At 54.4% G+C, this 18,953-nt stretch carries 10 protein-coding genes; 5 read left to right on the top strand and 5 right to left on the bottom strand.

What is annotated here, in order from left to right:
- The 5 genes from ABX962_RS02595 to ABX962_RS02575 all read right to left on the bottom strand — a co-directional run.
- Positions 1-727: sulfatase-like hydrolase/transferase (locus tag ABX962_RS02595; protein WP_372716332.1), on the bottom strand; the 727-nt coding region annotated here is incomplete at its 3' end.
- A gap of 205 nt (positions 728-932) precedes the next feature.
- Positions 933-6,191 carry a DNA repair ATPase gene (locus tag ABX962_RS02590; protein WP_372716330.1) on the bottom strand — a complete coding sequence of 1,753 codons (5,259 nt, stop codon included), beginning with the start codon at positions 6,189-6,191 and terminating at the stop codon, positions 933-935.
- A 205-nt stretch (positions 6,192-6,396) separates the two neighbouring features.
- Complete coding sequence (locus ABX962_RS02585; RefSeq protein WP_372716328.1) at positions 6,397-6,855, bottom strand: transposase; 459 nt, start codon at positions 6,853-6,855, stop codon at positions 6,397-6,399.
- Between the two features lie 168 nt (positions 6,856-7,023).
- Positions 7,024-9,108, bottom strand: a complete 2,085-nt coding sequence (locus tag ABX962_RS02580) for an SPFH domain-containing protein (protein ID WP_372716334.1) — start codon at positions 9,106-9,108, stop codon at positions 7,024-7,026.
- A gap of 50 nt (positions 9,109-9,158) precedes the next feature.
- Positions 9,159-9,848 (bottom strand): DUF1449 domain-containing protein, encoded by a 690-nt coding sequence (locus ABX962_RS02575; protein WP_339939998.1) that lies wholly within the window; start codon positions 9,846-9,848, stop codon positions 9,159-9,161.
- Positions 9,849-10,155: 307 nt separating this feature from the next.
- Here ABX962_RS02575 and ABX962_RS02570 point away from each other — a divergent pair, with 307 nt between their 5' ends.
- From ABX962_RS02570 to ABX962_RS02550, 5 genes are all read left to right on the top strand, one after another.
- A complete protein-coding gene (locus ABX962_RS02570; RefSeq protein ID WP_372716326.1) occupies positions 10,156-13,329 on the top strand; it encodes a DUF6797 domain-containing protein in 3,174 nt (1,057 codons plus the stop codon).
- On the top strand, positions 13,319-14,227 hold the full coding sequence (locus tag ABX962_RS02565) for an alkaline phosphatase family protein (RefSeq protein ID WP_372716324.1): 909 nt from the start codon (positions 13,319-13,321) through the stop codon (positions 14,225-14,227). The genes ABX962_RS02570 and ABX962_RS02565 overlap by 11 nt, the downstream gene beginning before the upstream one ends.
- Positions 14,228-14,381: 154 nt before the next feature.
- Positions 14,382-16,736, top strand: coding sequence for a redoxin domain-containing protein (locus tag ABX962_RS02560; protein ID WP_372716322.1), 2,355 nt, complete (start codon positions 14,382-14,384; stop codon positions 16,734-16,736).
- A gap of 39 nt (positions 16,737-16,775) precedes the next feature.
- On the top strand, positions 16,776-17,393 hold the full coding sequence (locus ABX962_RS02555) for a paraquat-inducible protein A (protein WP_372716320.1): 618 nt from the start codon (positions 16,776-16,778) through the stop codon (positions 17,391-17,393).
- Positions 17,390-18,874: an MlaD family protein gene (locus ABX962_RS02550; protein ID WP_372716318.1), complete on the top strand. Its 1,485-nt coding sequence runs from the start codon at positions 17,390-17,392 to the stop codon at positions 18,872-18,874. Before ABX962_RS02555 ends, ABX962_RS02550 begins: the two co-directional genes overlap by 4 nt.
- Positions 18,875-18,953 lie beyond the last annotated feature (79 nt).

Here is an 18,953-nt window from a genome sequence, read left to right as displayed (position 1 = left end):
TCGGCCAATGCGCGGCGGTAAAGGCCACGTACATAAAGAAAGGTTGATCGCCGGTTTGAAAATGGTGATCGCGAACAAACCGTGCTGCATGATCGGCGATCGCGTCGGTGTAGTAGTAGCTTTCCCCCGGCCAATCCGCTTTGCCATATTCAGGATCATCAAAAGGCGAGATGAATTCGTTGTCACGCGTTAACGTATTGGGGTCAAAAAAGCTGCCCGCGCCATGGATGGTGCCGTAAAAACGATCAAAGCCTCGTTGGATTGGCCAATTTGCTTTGTCGGCCTCCGTCTTCGGATCAATGGCTTTGGTGACGTGCCACTTGCCCGACATGTAAGAACGATAGCCCGCGTTCTTGAGGGCTTCGGGAATGGTCACGCAGTGTCGGCTCAGTTCACCGCGGTAACCCTCGTAGCCACGGTCATCCATCATATGGCCGACACCGGCTTGATGAGGATACAGACCGCTCATCAAACTTGCCCGCGTCGGACAGCAACGCGCGGTGTTGTAAAACTGAGTAAAACGAACCCCGTGATCCGCCAATGAGTCAAGGTTGGGGGTTTTGATTTCGCCGCCGTAACAACCGATATCCGAGAACCCCATGTCATCCGACAGGATGTAGATGATGTTGGGGCGATCAGCGGTGTCCGCTATCAGCAAATTCGAGTTCGCGAGGATGGCGAGAGAGAGGAAAGCCAATACGCAATGACGCAGTGAGTTCCGAAGCATGATAAGATTGCTGTTGGGGAGAGTTGGGGGCGGTTTTCGGCACCGTCACGATGCCGAATGTAGTGCAAGTATACACCAAGACCAAGAAACAATTGCGGGCGACGTAGCCGATCTGCCCAGCGGAAATCGGCAAGACTTGGGAAGGGCGAGCGATTGGCTGCCTGAAACTCTTGGCGGGTTTCGCTGCCGTCCGCTCCTAGAGAGACTACTGCGGCGGAGTGATATTTTTGTTGCCAGGATCGATCACCGACTCCATCTGCTGGTAGTTTCTCAGCATCGCTTCGAGCTGTGATCTCAGCTTCTCTAAATCGCGGCCATTTTCGAGCGACTCGCTCAAAATCGGACGCAGCCATTCTTGCATCAAATGGAATTGGCCTTTAACAAGATCCGCTAACACGCGTGGCACCTTGTGCTGGACCAAGACTTTCTGGTCCGGCGGCGATGCAGCCTGCTGTTCGCTAATTCGCTCCAGATTTTTGCTGGTTGCGTGCAGCGTTTCGGAAAGCTGCGATGCCGATGCGGTCACACTTTGACGCAGCAGATCGATCCGAGCGTCCATTCGCTCCTCGGATCCATCACTGCCCACCGCAATCGCACGCGAGATGACTTGGCGGATCGATTCGAGCCCGTCTCGCATCGCCCCGAGTTGACGCATCAACTGGCCCGCTTGGTCTTCGCTATCCATGCCCTGCATGCGAACGCTTTCGACGAACGCGTACTTGATCGAATCCCAACGCTCTTTCTCTACCGTTGTCAAAATCCCCATCAACTCTTTGAACTTCAACACATTCGCTTCATTGTCCGTCGTTAACGTTTGTGCGTCCTGTTCGTAATTGCTGATGATCAGCGTTTGCAATTCTTTCTCATTCATCACGCCCGCCACTCGCTCGGCGATGCGGTTCATGTTTCGGTAGCTACCTTGCAACTTGAACGGTGGTTCGGTGCGATAGGAATCCGCCTGCGCCGCACTGCGGATGTAGGCGCGATTGACCTTCAGCACGACATCGCGGACTCGCAATAATTTACGTACCACCTCGTACATCTCGCGGACTTGATCCATCGACAAATTGCTTTCCAGCTCGATGCCTTCGATCGAATCACGCTCGGCCGCGCGGATGATCGCACGCGAATCCTCTACGGGAACCGTCGAAAGTGGCGCAAGCGTGCGATTGCTGGTCAAACAGTTTTCCAAATAGCTCATCTCGAACGCGTCGGCCGAATCGCCAATGATTTCACCCAGGTTATAAACATCGGCGCGGTTGGAAAGCATGTCCGGAATCTGGAAGCGATCTCCGCTCTCGGTATACGGATTGCCCGCCATCACGACGGCGACACGTCGGCCGCGCAAATCGTACGTGCGAGTCTTGCCATTGCGAACGCCTTCGATCTTTCGCGTCGCGTCACACAACGAGATGAATTTCTGTAAAAGTTCGGGATGCGTGTGCTGGATATCATCCAGATACAGCATCACATTGTCACCCATTTCGAGTGCCAAATTGAGCCGCTCGATCTCTTCGCGTGCCGCCGCATTCGGAGCTTCGGCGGGATCAAGCGACGTCACGCCATGGCCGATCGCCGGTCCATTGATCTTCATAAAGACAATGCCAAGCCGGTTGGCGATATATTCCATCAACGTCGTCTTGCCGTAACCCGGTGGCGAAATCAGCAGCAGCAATCCCATTCGGTCGGTTCGCTTGTCTGCCCCCGCCGAGCCCATTTGTTTCGCGAGGTTATCGCCAATCAGCGGCAAGTAGACTTCGTCCAACAATCGGTTGCGAACAAAGCTGGTCAGCACACGTGGCTTGAACTCTTCCAACCGCATATCGTCGCGGGCCGCATCAACCAATCGCGTTTTCGTTTCATGCAATCGCTCGAACCGGGGGACAACGTCATCGCGATAGCCACGGACGCGGTCAAGCAGTTCGTGATAGTGCAGCGTCATGACACCTTTTTCGATCCGCGGGTGAGCCCCCGCCATCGAGTCGAGTCTTTTTGCGACCGCTGCGTCGGCAACCGCCATCGACTCGGTTCCGCCACATTGGATTAGCCAGGCAAGTTCATCCAGATAAAACGAAGCCGGATCCAGTTCCTTCGGATTCGCATGCGACTGCAAAAAGGCCTCGGCCCAATTGCGAGCCAAGATAAAGCTCGCGATGGGATCCGATTGATTGTTTTTGAGCGAACCTTCGAGCAGCTTTTGGCGATCCGATTCTGGCAACGTTTCCACGAACGCATGATACAGATCGGCAGCCCGTTTGCTGGCGGTGTTTTGCCGTCCCTTGGCGACCAATTGATCAAACAAATAGTCCGCGATCCGCTGCTCATTCACAGCGGGCGGAAAAATCGGTGCCCATTGCAGTCGGTCGATCGACGCAAGCTCGGCAAGCCGTTGACGAAACTGAATCGCAGGTTTCGCGTGCGGATAAGCTTTGGCAAGTTTTGCAAACCCACCTATCCACTCGGTCATCGCCTTGTTTTGTTTGGCGTCGAGAATCTTGGTGAACCACAACAATGATGCAGCTCGAACCGATGGCGAATGACGCAGCAAACCAATCGTTTGATTCATTTCCATCAGCGTTGACAGAATCCGAACTGCGTCCCCATCGTGAACGCCCTTGGAATAGCCTTCGCTAAACCGACCCGCCAGCTGAGTTTGCATCCATTTCAAGTCGATTGATTTTGGATCCATCGGGTTCGCCGATGAGGCTGTGAGCGTTTCGAATAAATCAACGGCCAAATACTCGCTGCGATAAACGTCCGCGTTTTCGCTGATCAGTTCTTGGTTCCAAAGATCTTTGGCCGCCGCGAGCGCCTCGTCACGAAGCGGCTCAAAAAACTGAGTCCCCGTCAAATGCAAACAGATCTCGCCTCCGCGAAGCACGGTGGTCAGATCCAATGGCTGCGTATTGACGGCGAATCGGTGTTGACCCAGCCGGATCACATCGCCGCCGTCCTCGTAAAGATCTTGTCGGTCTTTGAGTTGCCGCGATGCATCTTCGCGAATTGTTTTCAACCGGCTCTGCAGATCTTCCACGCGGACGGCATCGTCGAGGTCACCGAGTTGCTCGATGATGTCACGCACCTTTTCGACCATCAAGTCGCCAGCGAAATAGGCGGCGATCTCGTCGCTCGATTCCATCGACCGGACTCGCGAATCGATGCCTTTTAGGATCCGGTCTGCGGCCGATGACAACGACTCGGCACGTCGGTTGCGTTTTTCAGTCAGTTGGACTTTGCGTGATTCGAACGCCGCATAAACATCTTCGCGTCGCTGAGCCAACTGGACGATAAACTCGTCAAATTCCGCGAACCGTCCCTCCAGCTCCTCGAGCTGTACCATCACCTTGGTCAAGTATTCGTCACACTTGGCGACCGAGTCGCTTACGTCCAAATAGCCAGCGGTGGTTTGCTGAAGCAGCTTCAATTGGGACGCAAATTCGGCTTGCCCTTCGACGCTGACCAAGTCGCTAACGCGTGCTTTGAGCGAACTGCGGACGCGGTTCAGCGAAGCAAACACGTTGCCGATAGCGTCGATGATTTCCGTTCGCTTTGTGGAGTCGTCAATTCGCAGATTGCTGACCGTCTCGGTCAGCAGTTCCAGCTGACTGGCCGATTTGTCGATTGTCTCGCCAAGCTTCTTTGCCTCGGCCACCGTTTGCACTTGGCCCACAGCCTCGCCCGCATCGGTTACTTGGTCCTGATACGGATCGAGCGCCCCAGGAGTCAACAGGAAATCGACACAACGTCGACTGAGCCGTTCGGACCGTTCGGCAGTGGTCTTTTCGAGCGTTTCGACCAAATCAAGATCAACGTATCGAAGTTCTTTCAGAGCAAGGGCATGCCCACGTTGTTGTCGCAATTTGGCCAGGAAATCAACGAAGTTTTCGATTGATTCAAACCGTCCACGCTCGATCTCTTTGACGAGTGTTTCGACATTCTGCTGCACTTGATTGGTTTGCGTCAGCGTATCGCGACGAACGCGAACCACTTTCTCAAACTCTTCGACTGCGGCCGAGGCGGCTTCGCGGATTTTTTGCAGTGGCTCGGAAAGCTTTTCGGTCTCGGGTTTATCGATCCAGAAATAGCTGTCGAGAACATCCGATGCTTTTTTGACGAGGTCGATGTAAAGCCCATCGTAGCTGTCGTCCTTGTCGATCAATTGCAGCAGTTCGCTGCATTCGGCCATCCCGCGGACAATTTCTTTATTACCGATTTTGAACAGCAGTGAATCGGTTTGATTTTCCGGAACGTGGTCGGCACTGGTGAACGGAGTCTGCCAGACCTGGATCGCATGGTGTTTTTGCGGCTGGTCGTGGGTTTTGAAACAAACCATCTCGCCAGCATCGAACAGGGTTTGTCCGTTGCACACCAATGGAGTGTCGACCGATTGCCGAATCAGGTTATAGCGAAGCTGGACATAGGTGCCCGATTCGTGGTTGTAGAACAGATACAGAAAGTCTTCGCCGTTGGCCGCCGCGATGGTGCGTTGATAACGCATGTCGCCCAGCCCATGGTCAAACCGTTTGCATTGGCCGGTTTGCAAGTAGTAGCCGCCTGGGAAAATCAAGCCTTGGTCGCCGGGCAGCATCACACAAGCATGCTCGATTTCATCGAGACGAATCGCTTGTTGGATTTTGCCGTTAAAGACGATGTAGCGAGTCTTGTCTTCCTGGTACGGACGCACTTTCATCAGCACAAGATTGCCAACGATGGCGTAATGAATCTCGGCGTCATCAAGTTTCTGGTCGTGATGGTCAACCGGTTCGGCATAAATGCCTTCGCCCGTATCGGTGTTGTTTTCAATCTTGACGGTCAAATCGCCGCCGACGGTTTCGATAAAAACGCGGTCTTCGATCGAGATGTGGGGATGGGCACCATAGTGATGCTGGTCGCGAGTGGTGCGTTTCCAAGCGAATTCGTGCTGCTGCGGATCGCGTACCTCATGCTCGCTACGGTTATCAAGATATTCGATCGAATTGGGGGTCACTCGCCATTTAAAACTCTTGATGTCGCGGTGGCTCTTGCCGACTCGAAACACCATATGCAGCATCGGCCCGACACGAAAAAAGCGGGCGAAGGCGGTCCCTTTGTAGAACCGATACAGTTCGTGAAAGTCGTTAGTGAAACGCTTATCACCGATCAGCTCGAGTGATTCTTGATGGAATTGGTTGTCGGCGAAACGGTAAACCGAGAAGACATCGGCGAGTTCAATTTCGGTTTTCAATCCGAATTGAACGTTATAGCCAAACAGAAACTTGTCACCGACGGAGATTAAGTCACGAGGCACACAGTTGTGATCCGTCGTTACACGTTCGGTGGTAATCAAACGCGTTTCGATATTGCCAAAGACCGCCGCCCGTTCTTCGTTCAGCTTGGCAAGACGCGCACGCAGTTCCGACGACGCATCGCGAAGCCGATTGCGAAGCACCTCATACGTTCCGGCAGCAAGTTGGGTGTCGGTCATAGGTGAAGATCAAGAAGTCATGGATAGGTTCGGGGTGATTGTGTTTGGCAAGGGTGCGGGGCTAGTTCAGGCCTAATAGGGTCGGTGGTGGAGTAGGCCTAGCCGGCCGGCTTGGATTAGGCCCAAAGGGCCGGTGCTATGTCAGCCCAGGGCAACGCCCTGGGTTTGGTCATGATCCATCCGTACTAGTCCCAAGGGGACGGTCCTAATCCCAAACATAACGCTCGTCGATCGTAATGCCATGTCGGCGACAAAGTTCTCGAAACTCCTCTTTAAACGTCATGTTCCGATGATGCATTTCCTGATTTTCGATGTAAGCCTTTACCTCTGCGATGTTCGACTCACTAACCGAAAACGCTCCGTATCCTCCCTGCCACGAAAATTGCGACAACGCTGTCGCTTGGCGTTTCACCCATTTGCTCGTCTCTGTTTTCGCCTGTTGAACGACATCTTTCATGGCAAAGTTTCGACTTAACAGAAACAATGCGTGGATATGATCCTCGACGCCCCCAATAATGATGGCAGGCGAGTCAACGTTGTCACGACGAATCGTCGCCATGTAGGCGTATAACTCGTCGCAGAGGCCACGTGGTGTTAGGACGGGTTGTCGGTGCTTGGTGGAGAACACGAGATGAATCGCAACTTTGGATAACGATTGAGGCATTGTTTCATCTCCAATGGGTTAGCGCCGCCCCGTTGGGGCTATCGTGCATTTTATTCCCGGCGAACCCAGGGCGTTGCCCTGGGCTGACATGGGGCCGTCTCGTTGGGACTACTAATCGTCCCGTTGGGACTACGAATCGTCCCGTTGGGACTTTCAAAACCGTTGGGCCTACGCCTTGCCTTTCCTCGCCTTGCTGTCTGCGGGTAAGGCCGGGGTCAAGACTCGACTTGCTTTCTGATCGGCGATGTTGGCGGTGCCGACGACGCCCAACAAACTGGTCAATTGCGAGCGAACATCATCGGTCTTCGCCAACCCCATCATCTTCGCGATCAGTGCCGCGATTGACAAATCTTTCACGGAGTCGGCGTCCAGATTGAACTGCTTCATCATTTCGCCTAGCTGATCCCGGAAATAGTCGGCGTTGCCGTCAAAGAACGTGTCCTTGATGTCGGTCGCCACGCGGCTGTTGTAGACAAATCGGTCGATCGCTTTGCCTCCCTTGACCGCATTGGTAATCTGCTCGAAGAACTCGCCATCGCCGCCGACAATGTCGATCCGTGCGGCTCGCAGGGCTTCGCCCATGACGCCCGCTTGGCTTTCGGCAATCCCGCGTTGGGCATCGATCGCTGCGATCTCGACATCCTTTTCTTTCTCAAGCTTCAGCTTGAACTCTTCGTGTTCCTTGCCGACGCTGTCGAGTTGTTTCATCGCTTCGGCTTTCTCGGTGATCCCGGTTGCCTCGCTGTGATACTTCTCGCGTGACACGTTGGCTTCGGCCAAGCCTTGCTTCTCGATCGCTTGGGCCTTGGCTTCGATTCCCTTGGCTTCGGCGATGGCTTTCTTTTCGAGCACGATCGCTTCGGCACTGCCTTCCTTTTCCAAGCTGGTTGCTTTGGCCTCTTGCACGGTCGCTTCGGCCAGTCCCGATGCAGCCGCAGTCGCTGCGTCGGCTTCGGCCAGCATTTTCTTTGCGGCTGTGTCTTTCTCGGCCGCATCGCGACGTGCTTCGGCTTCGATGCGGATCTTTTCTGCGAGCAGCATGCTGGAATCCTTTTCCGCTTGCGCCTGTTTCGTGACGCGAATCAATTCTTCTTCGCCTCGCATCTCGGCCGCCGTCACCTGGACTCTCTTCAGCCGGTCGGCAGCCGCGATTTCTTCGGTGTCTTTGATTCGCTCTTTCTCTTCGACCACGGCACGCTCGACCGCAACACGTTCGCGAATGACTTCTTGAATGTTGCGTTTTTCGATCTCGATCGCTTTCTCTTTCTCAACCTCGGCGACCCCGACCACTCGCAATCGCTCGGTCATTTCCAGGTCGCGGTCGCGATTGACACGCTCCAGCTCGACCGCATCGGTTTTTTCCTTGTTCCGCTGAGCGACCAAGATTTGACGTGATTTGTTTTCTTCGGCAACGCCCAACTCCTCTTCGGTCGCGATCCGAGCTCGCTCGGCTTCGAGCCGTTGCTCTTCACGCACTTTGGCGGCCGAGGCTTGTTCTCGCGAAGTGATTTCAGCAATCTCGCGTTTCTGTTTCTCAACCGCTTCGACACGTTGGCGTTCGAGTTCCAGGATGGTTTCTTCCGCTTCGACATCCTGCTTCTTGAGCGTCTTTTCTTTGTCGCGAGTAAACTGGTTCTCTTTGACCTTTTCGGACGAAGTCAATTCGGTGATTTTTTTGATCCCCTCGGCGTCCAGAATATTGTTGGGACTGAGCATTTCCAGCGGCGTTTGTTCGAGATAATCGATCGCCGCGTCGTCCAGACGGTAACCGTTCAAATCGGTGCCGATCACCTTCAAGATTTCTTCTTTGAATTTGTCACGTTGATCGTACAGGTCGACAAAATCGAACTGCTTACCGACCGTTTTTAGAGCTTCGCTGAACTTTGCGTCGAACAATTCGCGTAGGGTTTCCAGTTCGCTACATCGTTTTGCGCCAATCGACTGAGCCACCTCACGCATTTCTTCGTCGGTTTTATCGACGCGAATAAAGAATGCGACTTTGATGTCCGCTCGGATGTTGTCTTTACAGATCAGACCTTCGCTGCCTTGACGGTGGATTTCGAAGCTTTTGAGTGTCAAATCCATGAACTCGTAGCGATGAAACATCGGCACAATAAATTTGCCGCCTGCGGTGGTCACGTCGAGTCCACCGAGTCCGGATTTAACGATTGCGCGGTCGGGACCAACCACGATGTAGTACTGTTTGAACGTCACCAGCAATGCGATGAATGCGATCAACACGAAGTACAACATTAACATTGGACCCGAGGTCCAATTGATTTCCGAGATCAATAACAAGGAGGTCACGATGCGGTCTCCGATGGCAGATTAGTGACGATGTAGATGCGTTTCTGTTTTTCAAATCCGACGATACGTACCTCGGTCCCTTTCGGGATATGAGCTCCGTCGGTACGGACATTCAGTAGTAATGGGGCTGCGTTGGTGCGAAATTTGGCCTGACCAAACTCCGGTGTCGCTTCGCTGGTGGTGATTTCACAGGTGCCGCCGACCATGCGACTTTCGTCGTACGAGGGCGGATCGACAAAGTAACCTAGCATCGGCTGTGTGATCGCCTTGGTAATTCCCGTGGCAATCACAAAATTGCGGATCGACAACAGAATGCTGGGCAGCCAATCCGGGGAATAACGCGCTGAATCAAAGCTGTGCCAAAGCCAATACGAGATTCCCCAAAACGCGACCGAGAAAATCCCGCCCCACAGCACGATGGGAATCCGTCCAAAATTGGTCCAGCGAACTGCCGCTCCGCCAAGTCCCTGTAACAAGTCGGCATCGACCGAGATCATTTCGCCGTCCGGCAGATCGACGCCGACATCGGGAACATCCAAATCGACGTCAGGAACGTCAAAACCGAAATCAACCAACCCAATAATCGCCAGGATCGTGTAGACAACCAACAAACAAATCAGGATGGATGCCGGCCACAAGGGGCCGACAAACATGCGGTTGGCGAGATCGATGATCGAGTCCGACACGGGGTCGAGCCTCCGGAATGGGGTGGATAAGGACGGTACAGCTTAGTTGCAGGGCTGGAGCCACGCAGAACCAGGGCGCAAGGCAAGCAATAATCCGAAGAATTTTAGCTCAGAAATAAGCCGCAGGGGCGTGCTGGGACTTGTGGCCTCGTCCACGACACAAAAATTGGCTTGTGGGACCGATGACAGACCCGAAGCCTGTCTCACATTGAAAATTGATTATGATGGACGCTCCTGCCGACCTTCGGTCCTACCTAAATTCCATCCCGCCGATCATTGATGCCACTCGCGGGCATCCGTAAACATCATGATGTTATTCCGCCTTGCTGCTGTCCTGTTCGTCGCTTGTCTTGCCGGTTCCGCCCTCTCGCTGCAGGCAGAAATGCTACGGCGAGCGGCACCTCTGGACGACCAACTCAAGGCGGCCGATCCGGACTACTTGGCTGAACAAGTCCGATTGCGAGGTGACGCCCATCGAGGTGCGCTAGTGTTCTTCAAGTCGGCTGCCGGGTGTGTGAACTGCCACAGTAGCGGTGATCAAGCTTCGCCGCTTGGCCCAAATCTCGCCGAACTGGGCTCCGATTTGACCGACAAATATTTGATCGAGTCGCTGTTGTATCCATCACGTCATATCCGCAAAGGATTTGAGACGGTTTCGCTGCTGACGGTGGACGGGCAAGTGTATGTCGGTTTGATCGCTGGCGAGGATGCCAATCAGATTCGCATGCGATTGTCGAGCGACCTGACTCACGACTTTGTGGTGCCGCAGGACGACATCGAAGAACGCAATGTGAATTCCAAGTCGTTGATGCCCGACGGTTTGATCGGGTCGCTTAAAGATCAACGTGAGTTCCTCGATCTTGCTCGCTATGTGATCGAGGTGGCTCGCGGAGGTAAAACGCGAGCATCACAGTTGCGACCCTCGCCCGAACAACTGCGGGTCGTCGATGACTCGATCGACTTGGACCATGCGGGGATTATCAAAGGATTGGGCCGACGCGACTTCACAGCCGGCGAGGCGATCTACCACGGTTACTGTTTCGATTGCCATGGCAGCGACGGTAACACTCCGTCGCTTTCGACAGCGCGAGCGTTTGGAACTCAAAAGCTAAAGTTTGGTGCCGATCCGTACCAGATGTTTATGACGTTGACCAAAGGCAATGGATTGATGGCGTCGATGTCTCATTTGACGCCCAAAGAACGTTACCAAGTCGTGCACTACATCCGTGAAGCGTTCATGAAGGGGAACAATCCCGACTACGTCAAAGTCACGCCCGAACTGCTAAAGTCGCTGCCCACCGGCACCAAAGACGGCACCGAGATCGAGAACGTCCAACGCGACTTTGGCCCCGCGCTGGCGTCTCAACTTCGCCGCGATTTCCCTAGCGTGCTGAACATCCGACTTGGTGACGCGACGATCGCCTATAACCTGCACGCGATGGACCAAGCAGATTTGTGGAGCGGTGGATTCCTCGACTTGAGCCAAACACAACATGTCCGTCCTCGCGGCGAAGGCACAGCAAACCCCGACGGGGAATCGATCCAGGGGCTTGCCGGATGGCGATGGGGGCACGGCGGCACCCTCGATTATTCACGTAAAGGTCTGCTGCCACGCGGGCCCATGCCAGCGGAGTGGATGAACTACCACGGGCACTACCTCCACAACGATCGAGTGACGCTGAGCTATGCCATCGATGGTCGCGAAATTCTCGAGTCGCCGCAGGAATTGGACAACCGTGCCGGAAGCGTGGTGATTGTTCACGAGTTGAAAGTTGGCCCCGGTGGTGAACTGATCCTCGCCATCGCCGAGAACGCGGATAATGCAACCGCCATCGTACGAGGCGATCACCGTGATTTGACGCCCCACTCTGATGACAAGAACCGCTTGGTACTACGAATTCCTGCGGATACGCAGTCGCGGACGTTCCAAGTCTATCGTGCCGAGGGGCAAGATCGCTTGTCGCTACAGAAGTTTGCGGATTCATTCACGCCGACGCTGGATCTTGCGTCACTGACCGAGGGAGGCTCGCTGCTATGGCCGGATAAACTGGAAACAGTCGGCTACCTGGGGCTCGAAAAGGGAGGCTACGCGTTGGACACACTCGCGATCCCCGAATCAACGCCTTGGAACACTTGGTTCCGCACCTCGGCGCTCGATTTCTTTCCCGATGGCCGGATGGCGTTGGCAACCCATGGCGGCGATATTTGGATTGTCTCGGGCATCGACGATGACTTGCTAAATCTTCGTTGGAAACGATTCGCCGCGGGGCTTTACGAACCGTTTGGAGTCAAGGTTGTCGATGGGAAAGTCTATGTCACCTGCAAGGACCGATTGACTCGGCTGCATGATCAAGACGGCAATGGCGAGGCCGATTTCTACGAGAGTTTCTGTGCCGACATCGATGTGTCGACCAACTTTCATGCGTTCAATTTTGATTTGCAGACCGACGACGAAGGCAACTTCTACTACGCCAAAAGTGGACATGGCGCCGATTTCTCGCTGCCGGGCGCCGTGTTCAAAATCTCGCCCGATGGCAAACATCGTGAAGTCTTGTCGACCGGCTTTCGCACGCCCAATGGGCTGGGCAGTATGCCAGGCGGTCGGATCACCGCGAGCGATAACCAGGGCCAATGGACGCCCGCCTCGAAAATCAACTTGCTAAAACCAGGCGGCTTCTATGGCTGGGTACCGACCTATTCGATCCCTGGCAAATGGGAGCCCGATGGAGGCAGAATTGACATCACCAAACTGGTGCCTCCGACGTCGTTTGACCGCCCCTTGGTTTATATGCCACAAGAGTTCGACAATTCATCGGGCGGGCAAATTTGGGTGGATGATTCGCGGTTTGGTCCGCTCGCAGGCCATCTACTGCACACCAGTTTCGGTCGCGGATGGATGTCGTATTTGATGATCCAAGATGTGGGCGACATCAGCCAAGCGGCGATTGTGAATCTGCCGTTTGATTTTTCGACCGGGATCATGCGAGGGCGTATGAACCCCGCCGACGGCCAAGTCTATGCGGCCGGCCTGCAAGGCTGGAACGGTGGCGGTCGGATCGGCTTAGAAGAAAAGGGACTGCAACGTCTTCGCTACACCGGACGTCCCTACCCCATGGTCACGGATGCATCGGTGCAAGCCGACGGCTTGACCTTGACTTTCAATTTCCAGCTCGATCCTGACGTGGCAACGGATGTGCGTTCGTACAATGCGACTCAGTGGAATTATCACTGGAGTCGTAATTATGGATCGGATCAATTTTCTGTGAAAACCGACAAAGCCGGTGTCGACGAAGTTGCAATCGAGTCCGCCACAGTCGACAACAGCGGTTCGGCGGTCAAGCTGCAGATCGATGGTATGCAGCCCGCGGATCAATTGCATCTGATTTTGCACGTTCGCGATCTTAATGGGGATGCTTTTGAAGAAGAAATTTACTGGACCATCAACCGTGTCCCCGAAATGGAAAACAATCGTGCGAAGTAAATGGTTTGCCTTCCTGGCATTGGTTTTGATCTCTCCGATGTTGGCAGTCGCTGCCGATACGCCTAAGGTTTTGTTTCTTGGGATTGATGGATGTCGTTTTGATGCACTGCGAAAAGCGAACACGCCTAACCTCGATCGGTTGATCGATCAAGGGATTTACGCTGACAACACACGTATCTTTCATCCTCGCTATACCACCGCCGACACAATTAGCGGCCCCGGTTGGAGCAGCATTTTGACGGGGGTCTGGGCCGACAAGCATGGAGTGTTGGACAATCAGTTCAAGGTTACTCACTACGACAAATTTCCCCACCTCTTTGTCCGTGTCAAAGAACAATCGCCGGAAACGAAAACAGCTTCACTCGTTTGCTGGGCACCGATTGATCAATACATTGTCGCGAGTGCGGATAAGCGATTTTCGTATACCGAAAAGGATTACGAAGAGCGAGACGACGCGGCGACCGACGAAGCGGTTAAACAGCTCTCCGATGGATCCACCGACGTGGTGTTCTTGTATTTGGGAGCCACCGACGAAGCGGGGCACGCCTCGGGATTCCATCCCGCAAACCCCAAGTACGTCGAAACGATCCAAGCGGCCGACGCAAAAATCGGCCGCGTCTTAGCTGCGATCGAATCCCGAGCGTCCTACCAAGACGAAGATTGGTTGGTCGTCGTGACGTCTGACCATGGGGGAAAAGGGACTAGCCATTCTAACGGCCACGAGGTCCCCGAAATTTTCCACAGCTTCCTAATCGTCAGTGGCGACTCAGCCGAGCGTGGCAAATTCGAGACCGATACCTACATCGTCGATGCACCGGCGACGGTACTAAAGCATTTGGGGATCGATGCGCCAGAGCACTGGCAACTCGACGGCAAACCAGTGGGATTGAAGAAATAACGTGAATTAGCGGCGTTTTATAGCATGCGGCTGAAAAGGCTGCGGTGTGTGCATTTAGAAAATAGGTGATCCCAGGTGTCGGTTGCCTCGGAATCATTGATTACAATGCGGGCACTCGCGGTTTCCTTCCCTCCCAAAAAAATCCTGCCTCACCATGAATCTGCGCTCTTTGGTTGCAATTCCCCTGCTTTGTTTTCTGTGCGGCCCGTCTCCGCTGTGGGCGATGGAACCGTCCGCCAGCGACGAACATGACGACTCGTCTACCGAGGCGGGGCACAGCTTTCACGGCGAAGCCTTTAATGAGGGACCGCGTCAAAAAGCGGTTCTGATTCCAGGGCTCGCCAAGATCAACTTCCCCACGTCGACCAAGTCCGAGCGGGCTCAGCAGTTTTTTGAGCAAGGCGTTGCGCAGCTGCACGGGTTCTGGTACCTCGAAGCCGAGCGTTCGTTTCGACAAGCGGCCAAAGAAGATCCCGAAATGGCGATTGCCTATTGGGGCATGGCAATGGCCAACGTCAACAATCGCAAACGGGCTCGCGGACTGATTGACAAAGCACTCGAGAAGAAGGACAAGGGAGCTGACAAACGCGAAAAACTTTATATCGATGCACTCAATCGTTATTTGCCAAAATTTGGTGATGACGCTCCGAAAGATGACAGCGACGCCAAGAAGAAACGAGCGGAAAACTTTATCGCCGATCTCGAAAAGATCTTGCACGAATATCCTGATGACATCGAAGCCAAAGCATTTTTGGTGCTGCAAATCTGGCTGGGTGACCGCGAAGGCGTCAAGTTGACCAGCCGTTACGCGGTCAACGCATTGCTAAGCGAGATCTTTGCAGTCGATCCGATGCATCCTGTTCATCATTACCGCATCCATCTATGGGATTCGGCGCAGCCCAAATTGGCACTCCAGTCGGCGGCAAACTGTGGACCCTCGATGCCGGGTGTGGCTCACATGTGGCACATGCCCGGACACATCTATTCCAAACTTCATCGCTACGCTGACGCAGCTTGGCAACAGGAAGCATCGGCGCGAGTCGACCACGCACATATGACACGTGCCCGGTTGATGCCTGACCAGATCCATAACTTTGCTCATAACAACGAATGGCTAATACGCAACTTGATCAATATTGGCCGTGTTCGCGACGCCATCGATCAAGCCCAGAACCTTGTCTCGTTGCCGCAACATCCCAAATACAACACGCTTGATAAACGAGGCAGCTACAAGTACGGACGCGAACGGTTGCTGCAGATTCTATCGCAGTACGCGTTGTGGGACGAATTGATCAAAGAGTCGGGCGGTTACTATTTGCCGCCCACATCGGACGCGGGGCAACAAGAGGAATGGTTGGGGTGGTTAGCCGTCGCCCATTTCCGTACCGGCAACGGGGCACGTGGTGCCAAAACACTTCGCTCGCTGAGTCGTCGCCGTCTCGCCTTGGAAACAAAACTGCTCGATTTGGCCGATGAATCGGCTGCCGAAAAAGAAACGGACAAAGAAGCGTCGGACGAAGAAGCGTCGGACGACCAAGCGGACGAAGATACCGCGGAGGATGTCGAAGAAGAAAAAACGGACAAGAAAGAGACGCCCGAGCAGATCAAGTCGCATCTTAAAACGCTGCGGACGATCATTGCTCGCGTGTCTGCCGCAGCGGCGTCGCATCGCCGCGACGAGGCAAAGTTCAAGACGCATGCCAAGCAGGCCAAGCTCGAACCGCTGATCGAAGCTCGCTGGTTGGCCGACGCACGTGATTTGAAGGGAGCGCTTGAGATTGCCAAACGCGAACATAAAAAGCGTCAGGGCGAGGTGCGACCGCTGGCAATTCTAGTCGATCTGCTATGGCGAAATGAACAAAAAGAGGAAGCCATCAAGCAATTCGAAACGCTGCGGACGCTGGCCGCCGATGCGGACATCGACACACCGCTATTGGCACGACTGAGTCATATTGCCAAGGCAGCGGGAGTCCAGGGGGATTGGCGAATCCCACGCGAACCGGCGGCGGATCTGGGTGAGCGGCCTGCTCTGGACAAACTTGGCCCGTTCCGCTGGCAAACCTACGAGGCGCCGACGTGGGAAGGGAAACTGCCCGATGGAACGCTAACGAGTGCCGAAGAGTTTGGCGGTCGACCTCGGATCGTCGTTTTCTATCTCGGATTTGGTTGCCTGCACTGCATGGAACAACTGCACGCGTTGTCGCCAAGGATTGACGATTTTCGTAAGGCGGGAATCGATATCGTGGCAATCAGCACCGAAGATCACGAGACGCTTAAAACTGGAATCGACAATTTTGACAAGCCTGTTGAGATCCCGTTGATTGCCGACGCCAAACAAGTGATTTTCAAGTCATACCGCTGCTGGGACGACTTTGAAAACCAGCCGTTACACGGTACCTTCCTGATCGATTCACGAGATCGGGTGCGGTGGCAAGACATCGGCTACGAACCGTTCATGGACGTTGATTTCTTGCTCGAAGAATCTCAGCGGCTACTGAAATTGCCGTAGTCGGCTGCGGGGCGAGCCCTCCATTTTCGAACCCTCAGGATGCCAAACAGGACGCCAAAGCGACGGATGCAGTATCGAGCTTGTCATTGCTGTGGTTTGATTCATCAATTGCCTGCATTGCAGGCGGGCGACCGCGCTCAGTGCACACGGTGTAAATCGATCCTTGCCGATGCGACTCCATCGCATCAAAGTGCTAGCCGAACGGCGGCCGCCTCGGTTGCCGCGTTTATCCTGTTTTGGCCTGCCGTGCTGCTGCCGATCCTCGAGATCGAGCGTTTGGGGCAACGTAATGAACAGAGCATTCTGAGCGGTATTCTCGACCTATTCCATCACGGCAACTACTTCGTCGGTGGCGTGGTGCTGTTGTTTTCGATCCTCTTTCCGCTGACGAAAATCGTGCTGCTCGTCGAACTCAGCTGGCTCGAAGTGTTACAGCGACGGCACAAGGCGTTCACGCTGCGATTGATGGAACACGTTGGCAAGTGGAGCATGATGGATGTCATGCTGCTGGCATTTTTGGTGATGATGGTCAAGCTTGGCAACCTCGTTCATTTTCAATTTGGCCCGGCGGTGGTTGCGTTCACATTGTGTGTGGCGATGAGCATGATCGCGTCGTTGTCGTTTGACCCCCATTCGATTTGGGAAGAAACAGAATGAGTGATCGCGACCAAAACGACGCAGACTTTCCCGTTGCGGAACTTGCCAAACCCCGTCTGGCGTGGTTCCGCCGTCACTCGCCAATGTGGTTGTTGACGCTGGTCTGCTTAGCCATCGCAATCGGATTGACTTGGTATTCGTCCGATCCACCCGGAACGCAAATCGTTTTGCATTTTGACGATGGGCATGGTTTGAAACCCGGCGACTCGATTCGTCATCGCGGAATTCAAATTGGGATGGTTGAAAAGGTTTCGCTTCGCCAAGATCTTAACGGGATTGATGTCACGGCGGTCCTGGATGAAGCGTCCTCGGCGGTCGCGTGTGAAGGATCTCGTTTTTGGATCGTTCGACCTGAAGTTGCCATCACTGGCGTCAGCGGACTAGAGACGGCGGTGGGGCCAAAGTACATCGCGGTAATCCCAGGCAATCCCGCACAGAAACAATTTGAATTTACCGGACTCAATGCAAAACCGCCCGACGATTTAGGCCGCGGCGGCATTGAACTCGTTTTACGAGGCGACGATCGCTGGGGCGTCCACCCTGGATCGCCGCTAACATGGCGAGGGATCGATGTTGGGCAAGTTCTCTCGAGCAGTTTGACGCCTGATGCGATGCATGTCGATATCCGCGTACGGGTGGACCAGCGGCACACCCGACTGCTTTCTCGCAATTCAAAATTCTGGGTGACCAGCGGCGTGCAAATGGGGCTGGACGTGACCGGGTTCGAATTTTCGGCTGAGTCGTTGACGACGATTGCACGAGGCGGCATCGCTTTCATGACTCCTGGCCCGATTGTCTCCGATGACGATGTCCAGCCGGGCGACGTTTTTACGCTGCACCGCCGGCGTGACGACGCGTGGCTCGAATCTGCGATGCCGCTGAATCTGTTGTCTCATTCACCGCCGCCGATGGCAGCGGTGGTTGCCACGTGGAAGCAGACCTATTTTGGGATTACGCGGACGCGATCGGATCACGCTGCAGCTCTGGCCGTATCGCTTTCCAATCAGGGCCAAGGCATCCTCGTTCCCTCGGATCTAATCGCGAACAAGGCGAACGCTGTCGAAGGCTCGTATCAATTGACATACCGCGGGAATAATGCCGAGTCCGTTCTCGATGCTCCCGTCTCTCCCGAGTCGCCCGATGGCATCTCGGTGTTCCAACTCGCAGAGAAAGCGGTTTCACCGAAGCAGGTTGTTGCGGCCGATCGGATGCGGATTCCGCAGGGGCCCGAAGACTGTTTTGCCGTCAGCCGGCGTTCTGGCGATAGTGAATCCGATGTCGTGATCGAAATGATCGGAGCCGAGCAATTAACGAATAGCGGTGCCCTTTGGAACTGTAGCGAGGCGAGGTTCAGCCGTGAGGTTTGGCATGGCGCCGCGGTGATTTCCAGCCGCGACGAAAAGGTGATCGGAGTGCTGTTGGTCAACGAAAAAGGGGTGCAAATTGCACCGCTTACCAACCTGCCGAGCGGTACAGAATAGCCCTCTCGCTAGCTTTGGAATTGTTACAAAACTGGTTTGAACTACCTTCGGAAGCATCATTTCGGCGTGACTTAGGTGT

It is taken from the genome of Novipirellula sp., assembly GCF_041583735.1.
Taxonomy (GTDB): Bacteria; Planctomycetota; Planctomycetia; order Pirellulales; family Pirellulaceae; genus Novipirellula.
This window is presented reverse-complemented; position numbering and strand designations above follow the sequence as displayed.

Coding starts and splice junctions, on each gene's coding strand:
- ABX962_RS02590 (WP_372716330.1), bottom strand. CDS start 6,191: ATGACCGACACCCAACTTGCTGCCGGAACGTATGAGGTGCTTCGCAAT.
- ABX962_RS02585 (WP_372716328.1), bottom strand. CDS start 6,855: ATGCCTCAATCGTTATCCAAAGTTGCGATTCATCTCGTGTTCTCCACC.
- ABX962_RS02580 (WP_372716334.1), bottom strand. CDS start 9,108: ATGTTGTACTTCGTGTTGATCGCATTCATCGCATTGCTGGTGACGTTC.
- ABX962_RS02570 (WP_372716326.1), top strand. CDS start 10,156: ATGATGTTATTCCGCCTTGCTGCTGTCCTGTTCGTCGCTTGTCTTGCC.
- ABX962_RS02560 (WP_372716322.1), top strand. CDS start 14,382: ATGAATCTGCGCTCTTTGGTTGCAATTCCCCTGCTTTGTTTTCTGTGC.
- ABX962_RS02555 (WP_372716320.1), top strand. CDS start 16,776: ATGCCAAACAGGACGCCAAAGCGACGGATGCAGTATCGAGCTTGTCAT.
- ABX962_RS02550 (WP_372716318.1), top strand. CDS start 17,390: ATGAGTGATCGCGACCAAAACGACGCAGACTTTCCCGTTGCGGAACTT.